The 19,979-nt window shown below is 53.7% G+C and carries 21 protein-coding genes and 1 pseudogene; 4 read left to right on the top strand and 18 right to left on the bottom strand.

Features of this window, described 5'->3' with window-relative positions:
- Positions 1 to 6 precede the first annotated feature (6 nt).
- The 3 genes and pseudogenes from AC27VU_RS11020 (at position 7) to AC27VU_RS11010 (ending at position 3,373) form a co-directional block, all read left to right on the top strand.
- Positions 7 to 605 (top strand): annotated as a pseudogene (locus tag AC27VU_RS11020) (glutathione S-transferase).
- A gap of 2 nt (positions 606 to 607) precedes the next feature.
- Positions 608 to 1,714 carry a DNA alkylation repair protein gene (locus AC27VU_RS11015; protein ID WP_488724060.1) on the top strand — a complete coding sequence of 369 codons (1,107 nt, stop codon included), beginning with the start codon at positions 608 to 610 and terminating at the stop codon, positions 1,712 to 1,714.
- A 363-nt stretch (positions 1,715 to 2,077) separates the two neighbouring features.
- Positions 2,078 to 3,373: a hypothetical protein gene (locus AC27VU_RS11010; RefSeq protein WP_488724059.1), complete on the top strand. Its 1,296-nt coding sequence runs from the start codon at positions 2,078 to 2,080 to the stop codon at positions 3,371 to 3,373.
- Positions 3,374 to 3,747: 374 nt separating this feature from the next.
- Here AC27VU_RS11010 and AC27VU_RS11005 read toward each other — a convergent pair whose 3' ends face one another.
- The 6 genes from AC27VU_RS11005 to AC27VU_RS10980 form a co-directional block, all read right to left on the bottom strand.
- On the bottom strand, positions 3,748 to 5,217 hold the full coding sequence (locus tag AC27VU_RS11005; RefSeq protein WP_488724058.1) for a hypothetical protein: 1,470 nt from the start codon (positions 5,215 to 5,217) through the stop codon (positions 3,748 to 3,750).
- Positions 5,218 to 5,219: 2 nt separating this feature from the next.
- Positions 5,220 to 6,308: a nucleoid-associated protein gene (locus AC27VU_RS11000; RefSeq protein WP_488724057.1), complete on the bottom strand. Its 1,089-nt coding sequence runs from the start codon at positions 6,306 to 6,308 to the stop codon at positions 5,220 to 5,222.
- Between the two features lie 392 nt (positions 6,309 to 6,700).
- Positions 6,701 to 7,357 (bottom strand): DUF2931 family protein, encoded by a 657-nt coding sequence (locus AC27VU_RS10995; protein ID WP_488724056.1) that lies wholly within the window; start codon positions 7,355 to 7,357, stop codon positions 6,701 to 6,703.
- Positions 7,358 to 7,367: 10 nt separating this feature from the next.
- Positions 7,368 to 8,024 (bottom strand): DUF2931 family protein, encoded by a 657-nt coding sequence (locus tag AC27VU_RS10990; RefSeq protein ID WP_488724055.1) that lies wholly within the window; start codon positions 8,022 to 8,024, stop codon positions 7,368 to 7,370.
- A gap of 32 nt (positions 8,025 to 8,056) precedes the next feature.
- Entirely contained in the window at positions 8,057 to 8,713 is a 657-nt protein-coding gene (locus AC27VU_RS10985) for a DUF2931 family protein (protein WP_488724054.1), read from the bottom strand.
- Positions 8,713 to 10,254 (bottom strand): phospholipase effector Tle1 domain-containing protein, encoded by a 1,542-nt coding sequence (locus AC27VU_RS10980; RefSeq protein WP_488724053.1) that lies wholly within the window; start codon positions 10,252 to 10,254, stop codon positions 8,713 to 8,715. Before AC27VU_RS10980 ends, AC27VU_RS10985 begins: the two co-directional genes overlap by 1 nt.
- A gap of 327 nt (positions 10,255 to 10,581) precedes the next feature.
- On the opposite strand from AC27VU_RS10980, the gene AC27VU_RS10975 reads away from it, so the two are divergent.
- Entirely contained in the window at positions 10,582 to 11,301 is a 720-nt protein-coding gene (locus tag AC27VU_RS10975; RefSeq protein WP_488724052.1) for a hypothetical protein, read from the top strand.
- A gap of 125 nt (positions 11,302 to 11,426) precedes the next feature.
- On the opposite strand, the gene AC27VU_RS10970 is transcribed toward AC27VU_RS10975, so the two are convergent.
- The 12 genes from AC27VU_RS10970 to AC27VU_RS10915 form a co-directional block, all read right to left on the bottom strand.
- On the bottom strand, positions 11,427 to 11,789 hold the full coding sequence (locus tag AC27VU_RS10970; RefSeq protein WP_488724051.1) for a DUF6124 family protein: 363 nt from the start codon (positions 11,787 to 11,789) through the stop codon (positions 11,427 to 11,429).
- 450 nt (positions 11,790 to 12,239) lie between these two features.
- A complete protein-coding gene (locus AC27VU_RS10965) occupies positions 12,240 to 12,836 on the bottom strand; it encodes a GIY-YIG nuclease family protein (RefSeq protein ID WP_488724050.1) in 597 nt (198 codons plus the stop codon).
- A 108-nt stretch (positions 12,837 to 12,944) separates the two neighbouring features.
- Positions 12,945 to 13,307, bottom strand: a complete 363-nt coding sequence (locus AC27VU_RS10960) for a DUF6124 family protein (protein ID WP_041062930.1) — start codon at positions 13,305 to 13,307, stop codon at positions 12,945 to 12,947.
- A gap of 579 nt (positions 13,308 to 13,886) precedes the next feature.
- Positions 13,887 to 14,408: a GNAT family N-acetyltransferase gene (locus tag AC27VU_RS10955; RefSeq protein ID WP_488724049.1), complete on the bottom strand. Its 522-nt coding sequence runs from the start codon at positions 14,406 to 14,408 to the stop codon at positions 13,887 to 13,889.
- Positions 14,409 to 14,566: 158 nt separating this feature from the next.
- Positions 14,567 to 15,052, bottom strand: a complete 486-nt coding sequence (locus AC27VU_RS10950) for a GNAT family N-acetyltransferase (protein ID WP_488724048.1) — start codon at positions 15,050 to 15,052, stop codon at positions 14,567 to 14,569.
- A 13-nt stretch (positions 15,053 to 15,065) separates the two neighbouring features.
- Positions 15,066 to 15,281 (bottom strand): DUF4287 domain-containing protein, encoded by a 216-nt coding sequence (locus AC27VU_RS10945; protein WP_488724047.1) that lies wholly within the window; start codon positions 15,279 to 15,281, stop codon positions 15,066 to 15,068.
- A 127-nt stretch (positions 15,282 to 15,408) separates the two neighbouring features.
- A complete protein-coding gene (locus AC27VU_RS10940) occupies positions 15,409 to 16,302 on the bottom strand; it encodes a tetratricopeptide repeat protein (RefSeq protein WP_488724046.1) in 894 nt (297 codons plus the stop codon).
- 204 nt (positions 16,303 to 16,506) lie between these two features.
- Positions 16,507 to 17,055 carry a cytochrome b gene (locus tag AC27VU_RS10935; RefSeq protein WP_007966874.1) on the bottom strand — a complete coding sequence of 183 codons (549 nt, stop codon included), beginning with the start codon at positions 17,053 to 17,055 and terminating at the stop codon, positions 16,507 to 16,509.
- Between the two features lie 174 nt (positions 17,056 to 17,229).
- Positions 17,230 to 17,808: a LysE family translocator gene (locus AC27VU_RS10930; protein WP_488724045.1), complete on the bottom strand. Its 579-nt coding sequence runs from the start codon at positions 17,806 to 17,808 to the stop codon at positions 17,230 to 17,232.
- A 68-nt stretch (positions 17,809 to 17,876) separates the two neighbouring features.
- A complete protein-coding gene (locus tag AC27VU_RS10925; protein WP_488724044.1) occupies positions 17,877 to 18,716 on the bottom strand; it encodes a helix-turn-helix domain-containing protein in 840 nt (279 codons plus the stop codon).
- Positions 18,717 to 18,788: 72 nt separating this feature from the next.
- Positions 18,789 to 19,487, bottom strand: a complete 699-nt coding sequence (gene arsH / locus AC27VU_RS10920) for an arsenical resistance protein ArsH (protein WP_201137284.1) — start codon at positions 19,485 to 19,487, stop codon at positions 18,789 to 18,791.
- 12 nt (positions 19,488 to 19,499) lie between these two features.
- On the bottom strand, positions 19,500 to 19,970 hold the full coding sequence (locus AC27VU_RS10915; RefSeq protein ID WP_488724043.1) for an arsenate reductase ArsC: 471 nt from the start codon (positions 19,968 to 19,970) through the stop codon (positions 19,500 to 19,502).
- Between the last annotated feature and the right edge of the window lie 9 nt (positions 19,971 to 19,979).

The following is a 19,979-nucleotide window of genomic DNA, read 5'->3' as shown; positions in this document are numbered from 1 at the left end:
CGCGTCATGAAACTGATCGGCATGCTGGACTCCCCTTACGTGCGCCGCGTGGCGATCTCCGCCTCGGCATCGACCTCGAACATGAATCGGTCTCGGTGTTCCGCCATTTCGAGCAATTCCAGCAGATCAACCCGGTAGTCAAGGCGCCCACGCTGATCCTCGATGACGGCGTGGTCCTGATGGACTCCACCCTCATCCTCGACTACCTCGAAGCCGCCAGCGGCAAAAGCCTGCTGCCGACCGACCTCAAACAACGCGCCCACGCCCTGCGCCTGATCGGCCTCAGCCTCGCCGCCTGCGAAAAAGCCGTGCAGCTCTACTACGAACGCAACCTGCGCCCGGCCGACATTCAATACCAACCGTGGGTCGAACGCGTCGAAGGCCAACTCGCCGCCGCCTTCACCGCCCTCGAACAGGAACTGGAAAAAACCGGCCTGCCCACCGACGGCACCCTCACCCAGGCCGGCATCAGCCTCGCCGTCGCCTGGAGCTTCACCGACCTCGTCGTCCCAGACCAAATCGACACCCGCCGCTACCCGCACATCGCCCAATACACCGCCTACGCCGAAACCCTCGAAGCGTTCGTCAGCACCCCGATGACCTGACCATGAGCACCACCGACACCGCTGCCCCGGCGCTAAAGGAAATCTTCAACGCCGAACGCCTGCAACACATCGCCAGCGAAATGAGCGCCGTGTACCCGGCGTTCAAGGCCAAGGCGTTTCTCAAGCACGCCAACCAAGGGCTGGCGGAATTGCCGGTGATGCAACGTATGGCCCGCGTCAGCGAAAGCCTGCACGCCGTGCTGCCGCTGGACTACGAAGATTCCCTCGAAGTCCTGCGCGAACTCGCCCCCCGCCTCAACAGCGGATTCGTCAGCATGTGCCTGCCGCACTACGTCGCCAGCTACGGCGGCCACGCCTTCGATACCTCGATGCAAGCGCTGAAATACTTCACCACCTTCGGCTCCTCCGAATTCGCCATCCGCCACTTCCTGCGCAGCGACCTCGAACGCTCGCTGGAACTCATGCACGACTGGACCCAAGACCAAAACCACCACATCCGCCGCCTCGCCAGCGAAGGCACCCGCCCTCGCCTGCCCTGGTCATTCCGCCTGGAAGCCGTGCAAGCCAACCCGCAACTGACCTCCGGCATCCTCGATCGATTGAAAGCCGACGAGAGTCTGTACGTACGCAAGTCCGTGGCGAACCATTTGAATGACGTGACCAAGGAACATCCGGAATGGGTGCTGGACACGATTGAAGGCTGGCCACTGGAGAACAAACACACGGCGTGGATTGCCAAGCATGCGTTGCGCAGCTTGATCAAACAGGGCGATTTGCGCGCGCTGACGGTAATTGGTGCGGGCGCCAAGGCTGAGGTTGAGTTGCTGGATGTGCGGGTTGAGCCGGCGGTGGTGAGGTTGGGTGAGGCGATTACGTTGTCGTTTACGGTGAAGTCGACAGTGGCGCATGAACAGCGGTTGGTGATTGATTATGCGATTGACTATGTGAAGGCGAATGGCGGGGTTTCGGGGAAGGTTTTCAAGTTGAAGACGCTGGTGTTGGCTGGGTTTGGGGAAGTGGTTGTGGGGAGGCGACAGGTGATTCGGGATTTTACGACGCGGAAGCATTTTTTGGGGCGGCATGGGGTTAGGGTTTTGGTTAATGGGGAGGTTTGGGGGAGTGCTGTGTTTGAGATCGTTGCTGATTGATATCGCTATTGGATTCCGTTGATCTGGCAGAACTCGGACTGATAGGGAATTACGAAGGGGCTGCTTTCGGCCAGAAGCGGACACTGGTCCCGCACTACCACTTACCCAAAGCGGACGCTTGGCGAGATTCGCTTTTGGGCAAAAGTAGTTAGTCGAACCACTGGTTGATTCGTCTCATCATCGACTGCGTACTAATCACTATAGGGGCGCTCCGAAGCCCAATGGCAAATTATGGTTGGCGGTGAAGGGTTTACACAATACACTTTGCAATAAGAAAAGCTTGAAGAGTTGCTATCGCATGAATAACAATCCGGCTTAGCAGTGAAAGGCGGACTGAGCAGATGTTCACACGAGGGATTAAAGATGGCGACACCAAAGGAAGTTAGAATAGATTTTTCTCAAACTACAAAACTCGAAATTTTTAAGAGAGTAAATGGCCGCTGCTCTGTCCCCCGATGTACCAACGTTACGATTGGTCCTTTTCTAGAATTTGAGGGCGCAGTAAATATGGGCGTTGCTTGCCATATTTATAGTGCTGCTGAGGATGGGCCGCGCGGCCGGGGCGAACAGACGGATGCATTCATTAGTAGCGAAAAAAATGGTATTTGGTGCTGCTCTTCTCACGCCTCTTTAATTGATAAGAAAAAAGGAAATGAGTTTCCCGCCGCTGTATTATTTGCATGGAAAGCGTTGGCAGAGGCCCGAATAAGAAAACTACTTGATGACGCGCCTTCTCCACTTGGCTGGGTGGATACGATAGAGTTTTCAGAGTACGGCAATCTAATTACTCCTCCTAGTATCACGCTATCAAGAAATACGTTGATTTTTGGGCCAAACTGTTGCGGAAAGACATCTCTGATGGAAGCAGCTGCATCAGTTAGTGATTCAAAGTATGCCGAGACATTCAGTGACACCCATAGAAATGGCGCTCACCTTAAATACAAAGTGCAAATTAAGTACTCTACTGTCGACACGTTCAATAAGACTTTAGAGCTGGAAATGTGCAATGGTAGCCTTATACGCAAAGAAGGTCGCACAACTTACCTGCTTCCCCCCGGAGATTTGGAAGTCATTTTATGTTCAGAACGGGAGACGCGTCGTAAGCCGCATGAAGATGATGTTGATTTTTTGATGCGCTACCTGAGCATAGATAAAACTGCTTTATTTTACTTGGCCGAGATGGGCGGCGGAGAATTGCTACCTGGAGATATGAGGTTCGAGCAAGCCGTAGACATTGAGTACAATGATTTCGATGAAGAGATATCAAGAAAGAAATACAAGCCAGATGATGAACCCTACATAAATCTTTTGTTTCGGCGGCACGGCGGCCAGCATTGGGTAACTCTAAATCGCTTGGCGACGAGCGAGTATGGCAAGCTACTGGTGAGTTTCGCCGTAACTAAAGCGCGCGAAACATGCAAGCAAAAACTTACGCTATTCTTAGTGGATGGCCTAATCTACAACTTCGACAAATATAACTTTGAACAAGTTTTAAACATATTGTCGAAAAGTGATTTTCAATCAGCATTGATATTACCTCCATATCAGGAAGAAAATATCCTGGAGAAGAGTAAAGGCAATATTGAATTGAAGAGTCTGGACTATCTTAAACAGTGGCAACTGAAACTGCTTGAGCGTTCAGAATATTTCGCCGTCTAATTAGAACCTGTACCGAACTCTAATTAAACGAAATTGTCCGAGGCTCTCTTCCGCTCATGCACGAGGGCATCACAGGCGAGGTAAATTCGTGCAATCCATACAAAGTCACAACAAATATGGCTGAGGGGGTGAGGTGGTGGGGTGGCGTCCGACCACATGCTTCAGGACGGATTAAAAGGCATTATGGATCCCTTTTGGGTGCATAGCCAAATCTAAAAAACTGCAAATCCCAAGTTCCCAGATCCAAAAAACTGCAGGTGAAACCTACGCACAACTCCCACGTACAACCGGCAACAATAAAACCTGAAAACATTGATTTCAGGGACTCCTCTATAGATGGCGGACAGGCATGGGCTCTACAAGTACGTTTTCGACTACCGGCCAAGCACCCCAAACAAATTCAATGTCAGCTCAACATTCCAACACGATAACGCCATAACCACATAAATAACGAACACAACAGCGCACGTAATCCAAAAATTTACTTTAACCGAAAACAAAGAATTATCAACAATTCTCTGAAGTTCGTCTGCCGACATATGCGATCTAACGATGCCTTTCCAATCTGTAAATAATTTTGTAGAGATTAGACTTACAGAAATCGCCCCCCAGAATCTCAAAATCACAGCCACAACTAAATAAATTGAAAACGACTTGAATAGCACTATTGCTTCCGGACTCTTCAGCGCGTCTTCAGCAATAAATCTACGCGACACGACTCCAGCAGTGAGCACAAACGCTAGAGCCAATACATCCGTAAGCAAGCTCCCCGTAAATTGATGACTTGCTGAAACATATTTATCCACTACACCAGACAAATCCTTTTGTATATCAGACAGTTCTTTCGTGTAATCTTTTTTCCTATCCAAAACTACATATTTATACCTAGATCTTGCCTCTGCAAACGCAGCAAAAACAAGACGAACTGCGTCAATTAAAGCCTGATCATCCTTTAAATCAAGAGTCAGCCTATCAACGACAAGTAAAGTTCTAGTTTCTTCATCACTTTCTGCATAGCACCATTCAACACAAGCAATCACCGCATCAATATCCCGCTTCGAAAATTGCTGCAATTTGTTATCACAGACACTTAGCTCAAGTTTTCTACGCCCCTTCAAGACAACTTTATCCCAACCATAAAACTCTTGAACTAATGAGATCATGGAATAAACAACACACGCCTTATTAAAGTAAGTTGCAACGACATTATCAACACCCCCCCAGTTAAATAAAAAACGTTCAGGGGACACCATAACGGCATTTCCGGTAACAAAATGCACTGATTTAAGAAGCTTCTCCAGATTAGGAAGCTTCGTTGACTTCATCCACTCAACAGGCAAAATTTGATCATATTTATTTGTCGGGACTATTGCAATTCTAGGTCCGCCAAACGAATCTTCGAGACCACATACAAATATTTTAAGCGGTCTTTCAGACTGAAGACTCTGGTGTAGATCACCACCTAGTAAACCAGAAACTTCCGGAAGCCAACTTTCTAAGAAATACACCTTATCAAAAAACAACAAACCATCTATATCGACATTAACCGCTAAGGAATCTCGAAGCAAAGCAGCCTTATCGGTTACAGACACAACCCAGTCCAGCATACGCTGGTCAGAAAAATCCACCTCATCCCAAGCTTCATCTTGCCCATCGACCTGCAAGCGTAGGCTCGTTATAGCATGCTCACAAACTAACTGAGACAACTCGTTTAAAACAGCCCGAGAAGTGGCGTTAAGAAGACCAGAGTAGTTAGCTCCGAATGAATTCTCACTATAAGAGATATCAGCCTCCCGCTGTAACCGGACTATAATTCCAGACAACACCCCCAGATCAACAGCCATAACTACTCCCGCTCTTCTACGGTAGTAGCTCTAATGGTAATAATGTATGAACCATCAGCCTGCTTTGCCTTATCCAGAATATTTGGATTTCGTTCTCCTTGCCAAATCACTTTGACCCCTGCATCAGTAATCCACTCACCTTTCCTATCCTTATTAGGAATTGACCCCGGCTTGGGTGAGAACGACACTCCACCAAGTCCAAGCTCATCCATATACGAATCAAAGCTGCTTTTCATACGAGTAACTTGTGCTGGATCAGTATGAATACAGATACGATCTTTAATCTCACTATATGCAAGCTCACCATCTGCAAATGCGTCAAGCATACTGATTACTGAATGCCTAACGTCTGAAGGAGTTCTACCGCCCAAGTCCCCGTCATATGCTCTTGCCCATCGATGGCACGCCACTACCATTTGTTTAGTCAAGGTAGAATCATTTACTCTAAGACGGACACCAAGGAATCGCTTGAAATAATCAGTAATAGCGTCCTCCGTATCCAGCACCGCACCTGTTTTTTTCCGCTCTACTGCCAGTACGTCCCAAGAAAAATCATCTCCAAGCTGAATCAGAGCCTTCTTTTGAACAGCAGCAGCTTGCTCAGATAGAGCCTCAATGATTTCTTCCAACCGAACTCTCGTATTCTGTAATGCATCTCTTTGCTGACGCAGCACGGTGCTATAATCCAGTTTAATTAAAGCAACTAGAGACTGCCTTGAAGTTCCAGAAATTATTGTCACCCTTGCTACGATTAGTACTCCGTCAGCTGTTTGCCCCGCTGAATGCTGCCCCAAAAACAACCTAGCTATTTCCTTAGACTGCTCGACAAACTGAACATCAGGATCATCAACAATTGCATTACATGCCGTCACTAAGTGGGAGTTTTCTTTATCGACGAAGGTGTATTGAGTACCCTGCCCTGTTTCCGATATTATTTTCTTGAAGAATGCTCTTTGTGTATCACTTGAAAGAAGAACCTCATCCAGACATTCGGGCTCGTCCTCGCCAGACTTCAGAATGTGATAAATAAAATTCTCAACGACGAGTTCATTTCGCTGGACTTCAGTCAATACACTGACACGATTTCTCACTATTAAAATTCCCTTTCAAGAGCAACCATCAAGAAATTGATGACACATTGCCTTCACGATAATCAATGAAACATAACGTGTCCACGCCGTCTGCGATTTTTCAATCATCCGTGCCCTAACAAAATACTGTACAAAAACACAGCATGCAGAGCGGGATTTTGCCATAATCAGCCAGCCTAGCTACGCCGAAGCGACGACTGGCGTCGTGAGGGCTCCTAGAGAGGGATCTTGGAGAATGAGACAAGGGAGCCCCCCCAGCCCCATCAACAAATTCCGAAAGTGGCCCATAGCTAGCCTGTCCCGAATGTCTGCTTCTGGCCGAAAGCGCCCATTCGTTGGACGCAGCAATGACTCGACGTAAGGACAGGCAGGAGATGTCTTCTTGCTGCCTCCTACCAACTCCCGTACGGAATGCCGAATTTCTCGATATACCGCTTAGACTTTTCGCTGACGGGATACGCATAGCGCCCTTGGTTCTTACCTTGACTAGGCCCCAGCGGTTCGACCTCTGCCTGTGCTCTGGCGACTTTGACAGGATGGTGGCATGAGTCTCGAACCCAGACTTGCACGCCACCACCGGGCGCCAGGCCCAAGTAGAGAGAAGCGTTATAGCGCCCCTTTTGTTCAGGTGTTTTAGCGCAGCGCTGATTGACGGACTCAAGCATGAGTTGTCTGGCTTCCTCTGGGATATCTACCCAGGCCTTGTACGTTTGCGGTTCAACAATGGACTGCCAACGGACATAGATCCTTTTGGGAAGATCAGCACCTACAACAGCTTTTCCGTTGCTTCCCACGCCGTGCCAACCTTGAGCAGATGCTGTTCCATCCTCTGGCTGCCCGCCTGAGGCCGATCCACCTCCGGTATGCATGAATGCTCTGCCTTTAATGTCTTCGACCGAAGTGTCCTCAACCCAGACTTTCATGTAGTTGGGCTCGGTAAAGCCTAGTTCCCACCAAGGAGATTTGGGGTCGTTTTTGGCTGATAGCGGATCACTTGAATCACAGCCGCTAATCAACAGGGCAAAAAGTATCGTTGAAAATCTTTTCATCGGACGACGGTTACCAACTCCCGTACGGAATGCCGTACTTATCGATATACCGCTTAGCCTTTTCACTCACAGGATAAGCATACTGACCACCGTTCTTGCCCAATTCCGGCCCCAGCGGCTCCAACTCAGCCTGAGCGCGGGCGACTTTAACTGGGCGCCGACAAAGGTCTCTTACCCACACCTGCACCACTCCACCCGGTGCGAGTCCCAAATAGACCGAGGCCATGAAACGTGCCGTTTTCTCGGGAGTCTCCGGGCAACGCTGGTGGGTAGACGTCACCATCACCTGTCTGGCCTCCTCAGGAATATCTACCCAAGCCCGGTAGGTTTTTTGCTCCGGGATTGATTGCCAACGGACGAAGATGCGTTTGGGTAGTCCAGCCCCAATAACCGGTTTGCCTGTACCTCCGACACCAATCCAACCGCGAGCAGACTCCTTGTCATCATTCGGTTCTGCGCCGCTGGCGTTCCCTCCCCCGGCACGTAGAACGACTTTACCGTTGATGTCCTCCACGGAGCTGTCTTCAACCCAAACGTTCATGAAGTTGGGTTTGATAAATGCCAGCTCCCACCAAGGATACTTGAGATCGTTTTCATCAGAGTTGGTGCTTGTGACATGACAACCAGTGACGATCAAACCGCCCAACAGGGTTACGAGCATTCTCATTGTCCAAGCACCCAACTATTCAATTGCCACCACTACCAACTCCCGTACGGAATGCCGTACTTCTCGACATACAGCTTCGCCTTTTCACTCACAGGATAGGCATAGCGACCACCGTTTTTCCCTTGTTGTGCACCCAGCGGCTCAATCTCGCCTTGGCCTCTAGCGACCTTGACAGGATTCCGGCATGAGTCTTTTACCCAAGCCTGTAGAACGCCACCTGGAGCAAGACCTACGTAAAGAGACGCCATGAAACGAGCAGTTTTATCCGGTGTTTCCGGGCAACGTTGATGTGTGGATGTCACCATCAACCGCCGGGCTTCCTCAGGAATATCAATGAATCCGCGATAGGTTTTCTGCTCTGTGATTGACTGCCAGCGAACGGAAATGCGTTTTGGAAGGTCGGCCCCCGTGACAGGCATTCCCGAGCCAGTCACTGCTCCCCAGCCTCGAGCCGATTCGGTCGAGATGTCGGGTTCTCCTGAAGCGGCAGTGCGTTTGCCTGCTTTGAAAAATATTTTGTCATTGACGTCTTGAACGAAGCTGTCCTCCACCCAGACTTTCATGTAATTCGGTTCAACAAACACTAATTCCCACGACGAATACTTAGGGTCGTTTTCACCAGTTTCGGCACCTCCCGATTGGCATCCCACCAACAGTAGAGCACCCAGCAGAGCAATCATCGCTTTCATTACCAAAAATTCCAGTCAGGTACATGAGGGTGTTGTACGCGGACCCCGTCATCCGTCGGGGCATTGATATATACCGCGTCTATGCCACTTCCATCTCTTCTTCCAAGAGGATGATTCCAGTTGGCAGAGGTATGAATGTACCTCAGCTTGAGAAGCTCCTCTTCCTCTGGAGTGGTTGTGTAATCGCCGGCAACGAATCGATCGCATAGCGATTGAAGTTCGTCGGGTACGGAATACTCACCATCGTCGGGCATGTCGATGAAGCGAACACCCTTTTCTTTTGCCAGTCGGTACATGACTCTCAGGTAAACCCTGGAAAGCTTGCCGCTAACTGGCCGCTTGAGCTGGAGGGCAGCAAACACACGCTTCTGTCTGGGGGAGAGCCTGTCCTGATGATCACGCGGGAGTTCAACAGAGGCGGGGGTGACAATTTCCAATAAATGCGCAGGCCATCCATTGGCGACCCATTCACTTTTTGCCCGTGCAGCATCATGGTAGATCGACGTACTTGTGACATCGGTAAAAGTAGACACCGTCAAGGACTGCATCGGGCTCACCAGCACACATTCCTCAACTTCGTCGAGATAGCTGCCACCGATATCAGAATGGACGCCAGGAAAACTGTACTCTGGGTGGGCGGGTTTCACCCGGCTGAGCGCAAAGTTTGCGCGGCATTCATCACGAGCGACCAAGTGGACAACGTCCTTGAAGTACTTGCGATCCAGATACAGCTTCACACCGGGAGCAATGGGACTTTTCACGCGCCCGAAATTCGTGAATCCGGCGATTGAAGGCACGGTGTCGAAGAGCCCGATGAACCCCATGTTGATGCCGCTTCCGTACTGACTATCAAAGGTTCGACTGAAATCTCTGGCGTTGCTGTTTAGTAAATTCCCTAACGGCCCTTGCTTCCCCCTGACAACCTCATTCGAAAAATGCCGTGCTGCAGCAGCTCCGCGACTAAAGCCAAACGTATCAAAAGTCAGAGAAGCAATTTCGCAGTTTGGATTCTCCTTCAATGCTTCTTCAATAATGCTGTTGATCTGTTTGAAAGATGCCTGCACGCGGCCGGCCACACCTGTGTCGCCGCGCCCCATTCCGGAACCCACCACACTGTCTTTTTTATCGCTCTGTGTACCGATACCGTCAATGTAGAGAGCACGCGAAACACGTCTCAAAGAACCTTCACCCTTGGCTTCTTTGATCTCTTCATACAGTGAAAATAATTTATTGACGTTGGTAGGCCCGGCGCCATAGCTGCTGTCCGGATCCCCCATATAGGGCTGACAGCTAGCAGGAATATCCTGCGGCGCAATCGGATGCTGCGCACCACACAGCAACCCTGCCGCCGTGTTGTTCGCATTGTTGCCAGTACCATCAAAGAACACCCCAATCCTCAACGCAATGCCGATTTTCTCGGGCTCGCGCGCAGGCTCTTTCCCATGCTTCTCATACTCCGCCCAACGCTGGGCATGAATGTCGACGGGTTTGGCTTCTTCGTAGCGGTAGTTTTTCGGGGGGTTGGGAACGTAGCCACTCAATCCTTGATTCCTTGTTCTGATCCTTGAAGAACGGGCCGAAGGGTGACAGCCGAGGCCTGGAGGCGCAAGGCGTGGCCCTGTGCCAGCGCAGTTGAGAAAGCCGTCTGTGTCCAAGGCTTCGCTGAGGTAGGTAAGGATGGATTCGGTGACGTACTTCAGATCATTTTTTCGCCTAAGGAAAGTCAGCCCAGCATCCTATTAAGGAGACCCACATTTAACGACCATCCACTGGATTGCAGCGCCATCTCTGCACCTCCGCCTCTAGCAAAGTAAATCTATGCCGATAAAAAGAATCACCGAGTTTACGAAGAACAAAGGAGCACTAACATGGGGTACGATCCGATCATGCAAATGATATTAATTGCATGCATCATCGCAGGAAGCATAGCCCTTCTATACTGCGTTTTTTATTGGTTGCTTATCAGGAAAACCAAGTATCTTCCGACGCGCTTGGATGATATCGGTTGGAAAAAAGCTGATTACTGGTGGATTATAATTGGAGCTTTTGGATTTGTTATCCAATCAATCCAGTCGGGAACTGCGATTAATCAATCCACTATAAATATGGAAGAAAGCATGGGCCGACTCACAAGCCAAAATCTCAACATGGCGGCTGCGAGGCTTAGCGACCCTCCGATTTGTATCCCGCCGTCAGCAAACACTCACGCGACGGCTGTTTCCAAAGAGCTGGCTTCAGCATGCGAGGAATATCGGAAAATCAGACCTGATGAGCCGACAAAAACGCAAGTTGACTTGAAAATCGCCCGCTATTTTACCGACGAGAAAAAAGGAATAATTAGATATAACAATCCTTTGATAAAAGAAAGATTTGACAATCTGATCCAAGAGCACGCCAAACATGTAATACAGAGCAACTCAATTGAAAAAGCAAGATCTAACTTCAGGCACTTCGAAAAAATCTTTGACATAATAAAATACGTAGCGTCAATTTTACTTGGTGCGGCAATCGCGTTGAGGCTTGCAAAAGTCACGGGCGAAATAAGGCTTAAAATAGACTCAACAAGGGATCAGCCTCCACAGATATAGCGTTGAAGCGACCTGAAAAAGCACAAATACAAGTTGATCAACAGCTGAAGGACAAAAACAACCTCTAGTAACCGGCAGCATTCCACTGTGGCGACGCGTGCACCTTCGCCACAGTTGGATAATGCCTATCCCTGTAATTCGACGTTGTCGAGGGCCTGGTTTACGGCGAGTTCGCCGAGCATGACGACCTGGGCGATGCCCAGTGCGGTTTTGCGGTGGGAGGTGTCGAGCATGGCGGCGAAGTTGTTGAGCATTTCGCTGGCGGAGCCGAGGGTTTCGCTGGCGTTGGCGAGCAGGGATTCGGTGTCGCACTTCGGGTTGGCGAGGTACATGGGTTCGGGTTTGTGCGGGCTGGCCATGATTTGGCTGGCCGGGGACAGATAGTGGTCGAGGGCGCGTTCGGCGGCTTCGTGGAGTTTTTTGGAATCGAGGGATTCGTAGGGGGATGCGAGGTCGGTTTCTGGCGGGTTGGGTGTTGGTTTGATCATGGTGAAACTCCTAGTTATTGAAGAGGAGCCTTCACCTTCGCTACCAAACGAAGGGTGGCGGCCACACGCGGGTTGGTAGACCGGTAACTAGGACCCGGCACACCCGAAGGTGTCCTGCGCATGGCCACCATTGAGCAGCGACCTGATGAGGTCTGCGAACGGTGCGCGATGCGACTAGTTATGGCGGGCTACCAAACCCGATCACTGTTTTTCAGTGACCGACAGACGATAGAACCCGCGCTCTAGACGCACAAGCCGGCGGATTCTGGCGTACTCGTAGGCGATGACGCAAGGCGTTGTAGGGCTTGGGTGGTTACGGGAGGCTTCGTTTAAACAATGGTGATTTTTCTGTTTATTTCGGTCTGCGGTTGATGGAGTCGGCGTTTTGGCGAGCAAGCCCACTCCAACCGGCTGGCGATGATTTCTGAATCGCAGCTCACACTGTCTCAATCAATGAGTTTCGAAGGAGTTCCACTGATGGGTATCCAGCGCCAGTGCACAGTAGGGCTCAAACACGTACAGCTCAAGCGCATTTTCGATAGCTATTGCAGCAACCTGAAGTGAGCGTAAATAGGCTTGCGCTTCTGCGAAAGAAGTACCGAATAGTGGATCGTCCATTGCCTTTGCACGAGTGAGCTTGGAGATCGTTCGATCAGGATGTTTTGCCATCGCAATGCGAAAAGCCAAGCTTGCATCAAAGTGTGTCTTGCCGAATACGTGTTGCCGAAGCCGGCTGATCACACTTCGGGAAATACCAACATAAATAGGCGTTCCCTTGTCTATCAGAACGTAACAACCCGAAAAGTCATGTGCCAGGTCGAACTGCTTCAGCAGAGACTTAGCCCCAACACCCTGAATGCCAAACACCTTCATCTCTCGCGGATCTCTAAGGGCGGTCTTCATTCTGTTCATATGCGCAGGCAAGACCGTTGTGGCTAGCTCTTCAAATGTGTGTGGGCATTCGTGTAGTGGCATGAATTTCGCGCTCGCGATAAAGATAAACGCCAACGCTAGCGCGATAAGTTCTACCAGTACAAGTAACGTCATTAGCGTCCATTCCGACGCGGTAACTGAAGCGCCAGATTTGGGAAGTCGTAGTAATAGATAGCCCTCCGTAGCGAAAAAATCTGGTACTCGCTACGGAGAGAGACCGGGTCAGTGGGCGATTTCGACGTTGTCGAGGGCCTGGTTTACGGCGAGTTCGCCGAGCATGACGACTTGAGCGATGCCCAGTGCGGTTTTGCGGTGGGAGGTGTCGAGTGTGGCGGCGAAGTTGTTGAGCATTTCGCTGGCGGAGCCGAGGGTTTCGCTGGCGTTGGCGAGCAGGGATTCGGTGTCGCACTTCGGGTTGGCGAGGTACATGGGTTCGGGTTTGTGCGGGCTGGCCATGATTTGGGTGGCCGGGGTGAGGTAGTGATCGAGGGCGCGTTCGGCGGCTTCGTGGAGTTTTTTGGAATCGAGGGATTCGTAGGGCGATGCGAGGTCGGTTTCTGGCGGGTTGGGTGTTGGTTTGATCATGGTGAAATTCCTGATTGTTCATTAGGAGCTACCGGCATCACTTGCAGATGATGGGTGGCAGCTGTGCGCGGGTCTGCAAGACCGGGAAACCAGGAACCCGGCAGACCTGAAGGTCTCCCGCACAAAGCTGCCATTTTGTGGACACGAACGAGCGTCCATTTGGCATGGCTATGCGACTGGTTTTCCGGCGGGCTTGCAGACCCGATCACTGATGAGCAGTGACAGGAACCAAGGTACGGAGGGCGCGCCAGACGCACAAGCCGGCGGATTCTGGCGTACTCGTAGGCGATGACGCAAGGCGTTGTAGGGCTTGGGTGGTTACGGGAGGCTTCATTTAAACGTGGGTGATTTTTCTGTTTATTTCGGTCAGTGGTTGATGGGGTGATTGGGCAGACGGCTTCGCGAGCAAGCCCGCTCCCACAGAGGATTTGTGGTGGGGTTGGGATTGGTGTTGGTTGGGCGGACGCCATCACTGGCAGGCTAGCCCCCCGCAGGGATTTTTGGCTGGATTGAGATTGGTGAGGGCTGGACTGGCGTCATCGCGAGCAGGCTCACTCCTACAGAGGGAGGTGGTTCGAATCAGCGGGCATCTCGCTGGATTCGGAATACCAGGCTGGGGGCTTTGCCGGGGACATCGTCCAGTTCGCCGAAGCGGCACATGCCTATCTTTTCCAGGACGCGGATTGAGGCGGTGTGGTCAGGCCTGACCAGGCCGAATACCTCGGGCAAGCCGAGATGATTGAAGGCGTGGGTCAGCGCATTTTGCGCGGCCTCTGTCGCATAGCCGTGGCCCCACGCTTCGACGGCGAAGCGATAGCCGAGGTTGATGACCTTTTTGCCCAGGTAGTCGTGGGCGGCGATGCCGGCGAATCCGAAAATGTGCTCAGGGGCTTGTGCGCTGCTGATTGCCCACCATCCGTAGCCGTGGACTTCCCAATGTTGCAGCCAGCGATCCAGCAGTGCTTCGGCTTGTGTGATGTCGGTCATGGGGCCGGCGGGGTTGAACAGGTTGGTTTGTGGGTCGCCGAAAATGCTGAAAACAGTGGGCAGGTCTGCTTGTTGTGGGCGTCGGTAGAGCAGGCGTGTTGTGGTGTCTGGCATGGTCAAAACCTTGGTGATTCCGCGGGTTATGTGGCGGCTGGGCTGACGTCTTCGCTAGCAGGCTAGCTCCCACAGGTTCCGCGCAAGACTTGGCAGCACGTCCGGCCGGACGAACGCCATCGCGGGCGAGCCCGGCTCCCACGGGGACTGGGGGACGATTATTGTCGGTGGCGTGTCATGTTGATCAGCGCCACGCGTCTGCCACCCGGTGCCGCGCGCTCTTCGATGGAGAACGGGGTAAAGCCGAGTTTCGGGTAGAGCAGCAACCCTGCGGTGTTTTCGTTGAAGCACGAAAGCTGCACTTCGCTGGCCTGATACTTTTCAAAGCCGACCGCAGTCATGGTTTCGACGATGTAGCGCGCGACGCCCTGGCCACGGGCGTAAGGCGCGACGATGACGTTGCCGATGCCGATGCAGCAGACGCCCTCGTGCTCAGCGCGGTAGAAGTTGGCGAAGCCGACGAATTCGCCGTTGGCCAGAAATGCCGTGGAGTCGAAGCGCTGGCTGATCGCGGTTTGCATTTGTTCTTCCGTCAGCGGGTACTGCGCTTTCGGGAACATGAAGTACAACTCTTGAACGCCCTGCGGAAAGCCGCACAGGGTTTTGACGTCGTCGGCCGTCACTGGTCGGTGGGTAAAGTTCATGGCTGCCCTGCCCTCACTGTTTGCCTGCGGCCAAATGGTGCGCGACCAGCGCGTTGGCATGGCCGTGGCCCATGCCGTGTTCATCCTTGAGCCACGCCACCAGTTCCATGTGTTTCTTGTCGGTGATGCCGCCGAGCAGGTTCAGCCAGTGATCGATGGGCTGGCCGTACTTCTTTTCGATGGAGGGGAAGTACGACGCCGGGCCTTTTACCTTGTTGTCTTCGCTCATGCTGCAAGCTCCCTTGGGTCACGACGGAGGGTCGGCGGACGCTCCTTGTCGGCATGCCCATAGAGTGGACGCGAGACGCTGTTCCGGCAAGTGGCCCACATAGGCAGTTCGGAATACGCCGCAGCACTTATTTTCTTGATAGCGCTCTGAGTCGTTCCCTCTCGGTCAGCCCGTCTGTTCTGACGCTGGCGATGGTCGCGTGATTCTTCTGCTCTGGCGGCAAAATCGGATCACCGGGAAATCGGTAATCGCTAAAGCCTTGCAAGACCTTTTGGTCGATCACGCTGCTGCCACAGCTTTGCTGCAGCGAGATCACTGGCACTAACGAGCCGGGGGTGTACATCAGCTCCAGGAGCACTGGTTTGCGCTCGGGGGTCGCCAGTTTTTCTTGCGCCAGACGCTCCTCGATCTCTTGCATCTTCTCTCTGACGCCGGACTGCACCTGACGGACGTAAATCTTGTTGTACTGCTGTTGTTGCTCGGTCGTCATTGCCACGCCTTTGGCGCGCAGGCGTTGGAGGTTGTCCCAGGCGTTGGCTTTGAAGTAGAGCTTCAGTGCAGCTTGAAGATCCTGCGGGCCACCTCTGCCGTTTTCCAGGAAATCGGCAACTTTGAGTTCCATTTCGGTATTGCCGGGTTCGGCGATGGAACGCTGATAAAAATCCCGTGCCGCCACCAGATCCACCGGCCCGCCGACACCCGCTGCAGCCATGTCACCAAGTCGGCTATAGACATTCGGCGCTCTTCGGGCCACCGACTCATAGATATCCTTGGCCTTGTCGATGTCCTGCGGCACACCACGGCCCTGTTCGTACATCTCGCCGAGAATCACTTTGCAATTGGCGTTCTGGGTACTGAGATAGCGAATTTCAGCGACCTGCTGTTCACTCATCGACGCTTGTTTGAAGTAGTTGGCGCAACGGAAAGAGGGAAATTCCTGATCCGCAACTTGAAGATGGTTAAGGGATTTGCAGCCTGCGATGAGGGCGGTGAGCGCCAGTAGAGCAACAACCTTGTTCATGAACGGCATCCGTTGAAATCGTGCAGATTTCATCGGCAGGCCGGCGCAAAACCTGAAGTCCGAGCACTCAAACACACAACAAAAACCTGTGGGAGCGAGCCTGCTCGCGAAGGCGTCGTGTCAGCCGGCATCATTGCTGACTGACACACCGCCTTCGCGAGCAAGCCCGCTCCCACAGGGATTGGGGGTTGAAGGAGATCAGGGTTATTCCGTGCGCCCCGGCAACATCCGCACCAGCGTGTTATCCCGCACCCAGTAGTGGTGAAACAGCCCCGCCGCCGCGTGCAGGCCAATCAGCCAGTAGCCCGCGCTGCCCAGCGTTTCATGCCAGTACTTGAGTTGTTTGGCGAAGTCCGGGTCGATCGCCACCGGTGCCGGGACGTGGAAGCCGAAGTATGGGAAGGGTTTGTCGGCAGCGGCGAGCATCAGCCAGGCGAGGATCGGGGTGGCGATCATCAGCACGTACAGTGCCAGGTGCATCAGGTGCGAGATGCCGGTCTGCCAGGCTGGCGGCTTCGGGGTGATTGGCGGGCGTGGGGTCAGGCGGCCGAGCAGGCGCACCCAGACCAAAACGAAGATGCTCGTGCCGAACAAGCCGTGGAAGCCCATCAGCAGGCCGCGCGCTTCGCTGCCCTTGGGCATGAAGCCCTTGATTTCGACGCAGGCGTAGACGCCGACAAACAAGGCCAGCATCAGCCAGTGCAGGGTGATTGAGAGTTTTCCATAACGGGTGACGGCGGTGTCGCGAGTCATAACGTGCCTCGTGATTGTCGTGAGCGAGGGTCTCATCGCAATGGCAGGGCGAACCGATTGCACCACCCTGCCCTCGCAGCCTCAACCCCCCCTGCAGATTGCCCGCTCATTATCGTCACTTCACCTGCAAATTTTGTGAAAAAAAAGCCTCTGATATATCACTCAACCATTGCCTCAGTGGTGCAGCAACGCAGCGGCGGATGAAACCACCAGCAACACCGCCAGAATACGGTTCAGCCACTGCAACTGCACCGGATTGCTCAGCCAGCGCGCCGCCCCACGCCCCAACAACGCCCAGACGCCAAGGCACGGCAACGACACCAGAAAGAACGCCAGACACAGCGCATTCAACCCCTGCCCCTGCGCGGTAAACACGCTGATCACGGCAATCGCCATGAACCACGATTTGGGGTTCACCCACTGCAAGAAGGCTGCGCCGATCAAACCCAGTTCAGTCTTGGTTTCCCCCGCTTCCGGGTCGATGGCGGTAACGGGGGCAGTGAAGATCTGCCACGCCAGCCACAGCATCCAGCCCATCCCCAGCGCACTGATCACCGGGCGCACACCGGGCAGCATCAGCGTACTGGCGCCAGCGCCGGCCACCCAAACCAAAGACGCAGCGCCCGCCCCCGCGCCGAGAATGATCGGCAGGCACGGCCGCCAGCCGCGTCGGGCGCTGGTGCTGAGTACGATGAGGTTGGTCGGCCCCGGGGTGATCGAGGCAACGAAGGCAAAGAGGATGAACGCAAGCATGGCACGGCCCTGTAGTAAGTCAGGGCCCACTGTGATGGTTGAGCAAGGTGACGGTCTTGAACGTTTGTTCAGCGTCGAAAGGTACCAATGGCGCGTTGCTGATAGGCGCCCGGTGTGATGCCGTAGGCACGCACGAACCAGCGGCCGAGATGGCTTTGATCGGCGAATCCGAGGCGGCCGGCGACTTCCACTGGCTGCATGCCGGCGGCAAGCATCTGCCGGCCACGGCTCAGACGCAGTTGGATCAGCCATGCGTGTGGCGCGAGTCCATAGGCTGCCTTGAACGCGCGGGTCAGGCGAAAGCGGTCGGTGCCGCAGACGTCGGCCAGGGTTTGCAGGCTGATGTCCTGTTCGTGGTAGGCCACCAGGTAATCGCGTGCCTGCCGGGCGATCAACGGTGCGCGGTTGGCAGCGCTCGGTTGCGGTCGCCGGTACAGATGAATCGCCAGTCGTTCGAGCAAGGCATCCAGCGCCACCTCGCGCACCATGCGTACGTCCTGCTGATGCAGCGCATTGAACGCAAACAAGGTGGCGCGAGCCAGTTCAGGATCATCGTTGAGCACACTGCCGATCCCCGGCAAGCCGCTGCCATAACTGCCCAGATGCACACCGTCCAGCGCCTGCTCCAGCCATGCCGGTTGCAGGTAGAGCATGCGATAGGTGAAGCCGTCCGGGCTGGGCGCATCACCGTCATGGATGTCGCCGGGTTCCAGCATGAAAACCTTGCCCGGCGTGCTGTCATGCCGCGCCCGACGGCTGTTGAAGCGCTGCACGCCCTGCTCGGTGAAGCCGATCAAATACGTTTCATGCCAGTGCGGATCGTAGGCGTGCGCGTGCCCGGCGAAATGCGCGTGCAGGGTTTCGATGCCGGTTTCCCGGTCGCGGGCAAGGTCGATCCAGTTGCTCATGGCGTGCGTACAGTGGTGGGCTGGGGCCAGTAATCCACAATTGGCGGGTTGAGGCTAGAAGGTTTGTGCATTTCAGATCGAGCGTTGATTGACCCGCGCCATCAGTTGCTCGGCGCTTTCCTTGCGTTCGGAATAGCGATCCACCAGAAATTCCTGGCGGTCGCGCAGCAGCGCGGTGAACTTCACCAGCTCTTCCATCACGTCGACCACGCGATCATAGAACGGCGAAGGTTTCATGCGCCCCGCCTCGTCGAATTCCGTGAACGCCTTGGGCACCGAAGACTGATTGGGGATGGTGAACATGCGCATCCAGCGCCCCAGCACGCGCAGTTGATTGACCACGTTGAACGACTGCGAACCGCCGCAGACCTGCATCACCGCGAGAGTTTTGCCCTGCGTCGGACGTACCGCGCCGAGCTCCAGCGGAATCCAGTCGATCTGCGCCTTGAACACCGCAGACATCGCGCCGTGGCGTTCCGGCGAACACCAGACCTGACCTTCCGACCACAGCACCAGCTCGCGCAGTTCCTGGACTTTGGGATGGTCGACCGGGGCGTCATCCGGCAATGGCAAACCGGACGGATTGAAGATGCGCGTTTCGGCGCCGAAGTGCTCCAGCAAGCGTGCGGCCTCCTCCACCAGCAGACGGCTGAAGGAGCGTTCGCGGGTCGAGCCGTAGAGCAGCAGGATGCGCGGTTGATGTTCGTGCGAAGGTGATGTGATCCGGCCTTCGAACAGGCTGTGATCAAGATTGGGCAGATGCTCTGACATATGTCCTCCGGCTCAGAGGGAGCCAATGCGATCAAGTTCGCGCTGAAGCTCAACGCGGCTGAGTGTTTTGAAAGGAAGACCGAGGAACGTTGCGCAGCGGCGCTCGATGATCGCCACGGTGGCACGGAACGCTTCATCCACTGTCGCCTCATCACCGATCACATCGGATGGATCTTCCAGCCCCCAATGGCATTTGATCGCCGGCCCGAAGTACACCTGGCAGGTTTCGCCCGCCGCCTTGTCGCAGACGGTGATGACGATGTCCGGCGGGTTGCCTTCGAAGGCGTCGTTGCCCTTGCTGTACAAACCGTCGATAGCGATACCAGCCTGTTGCAAAGTCGTCAGGCTGCGTGGCAGCACCTGGCCCTTGGGAAAACTGCCGGCGCTCACAGCCTCGAAACCCTCGCGTGCCAGATGATTGAACACGGCCTCGGAAAGGATGCTGCGGCAACTGTTGGCCGTGCACATGAACAGGACACGCATGGATAGCTC

It is taken from the genome of Pseudomonas sp. 14P5.3.2, from assembly GCF_057799175.1.
Note: the sequence above shows the minus strand (reverse complement) of the source record. Positions and strands in the feature narration are given on the sequence as shown.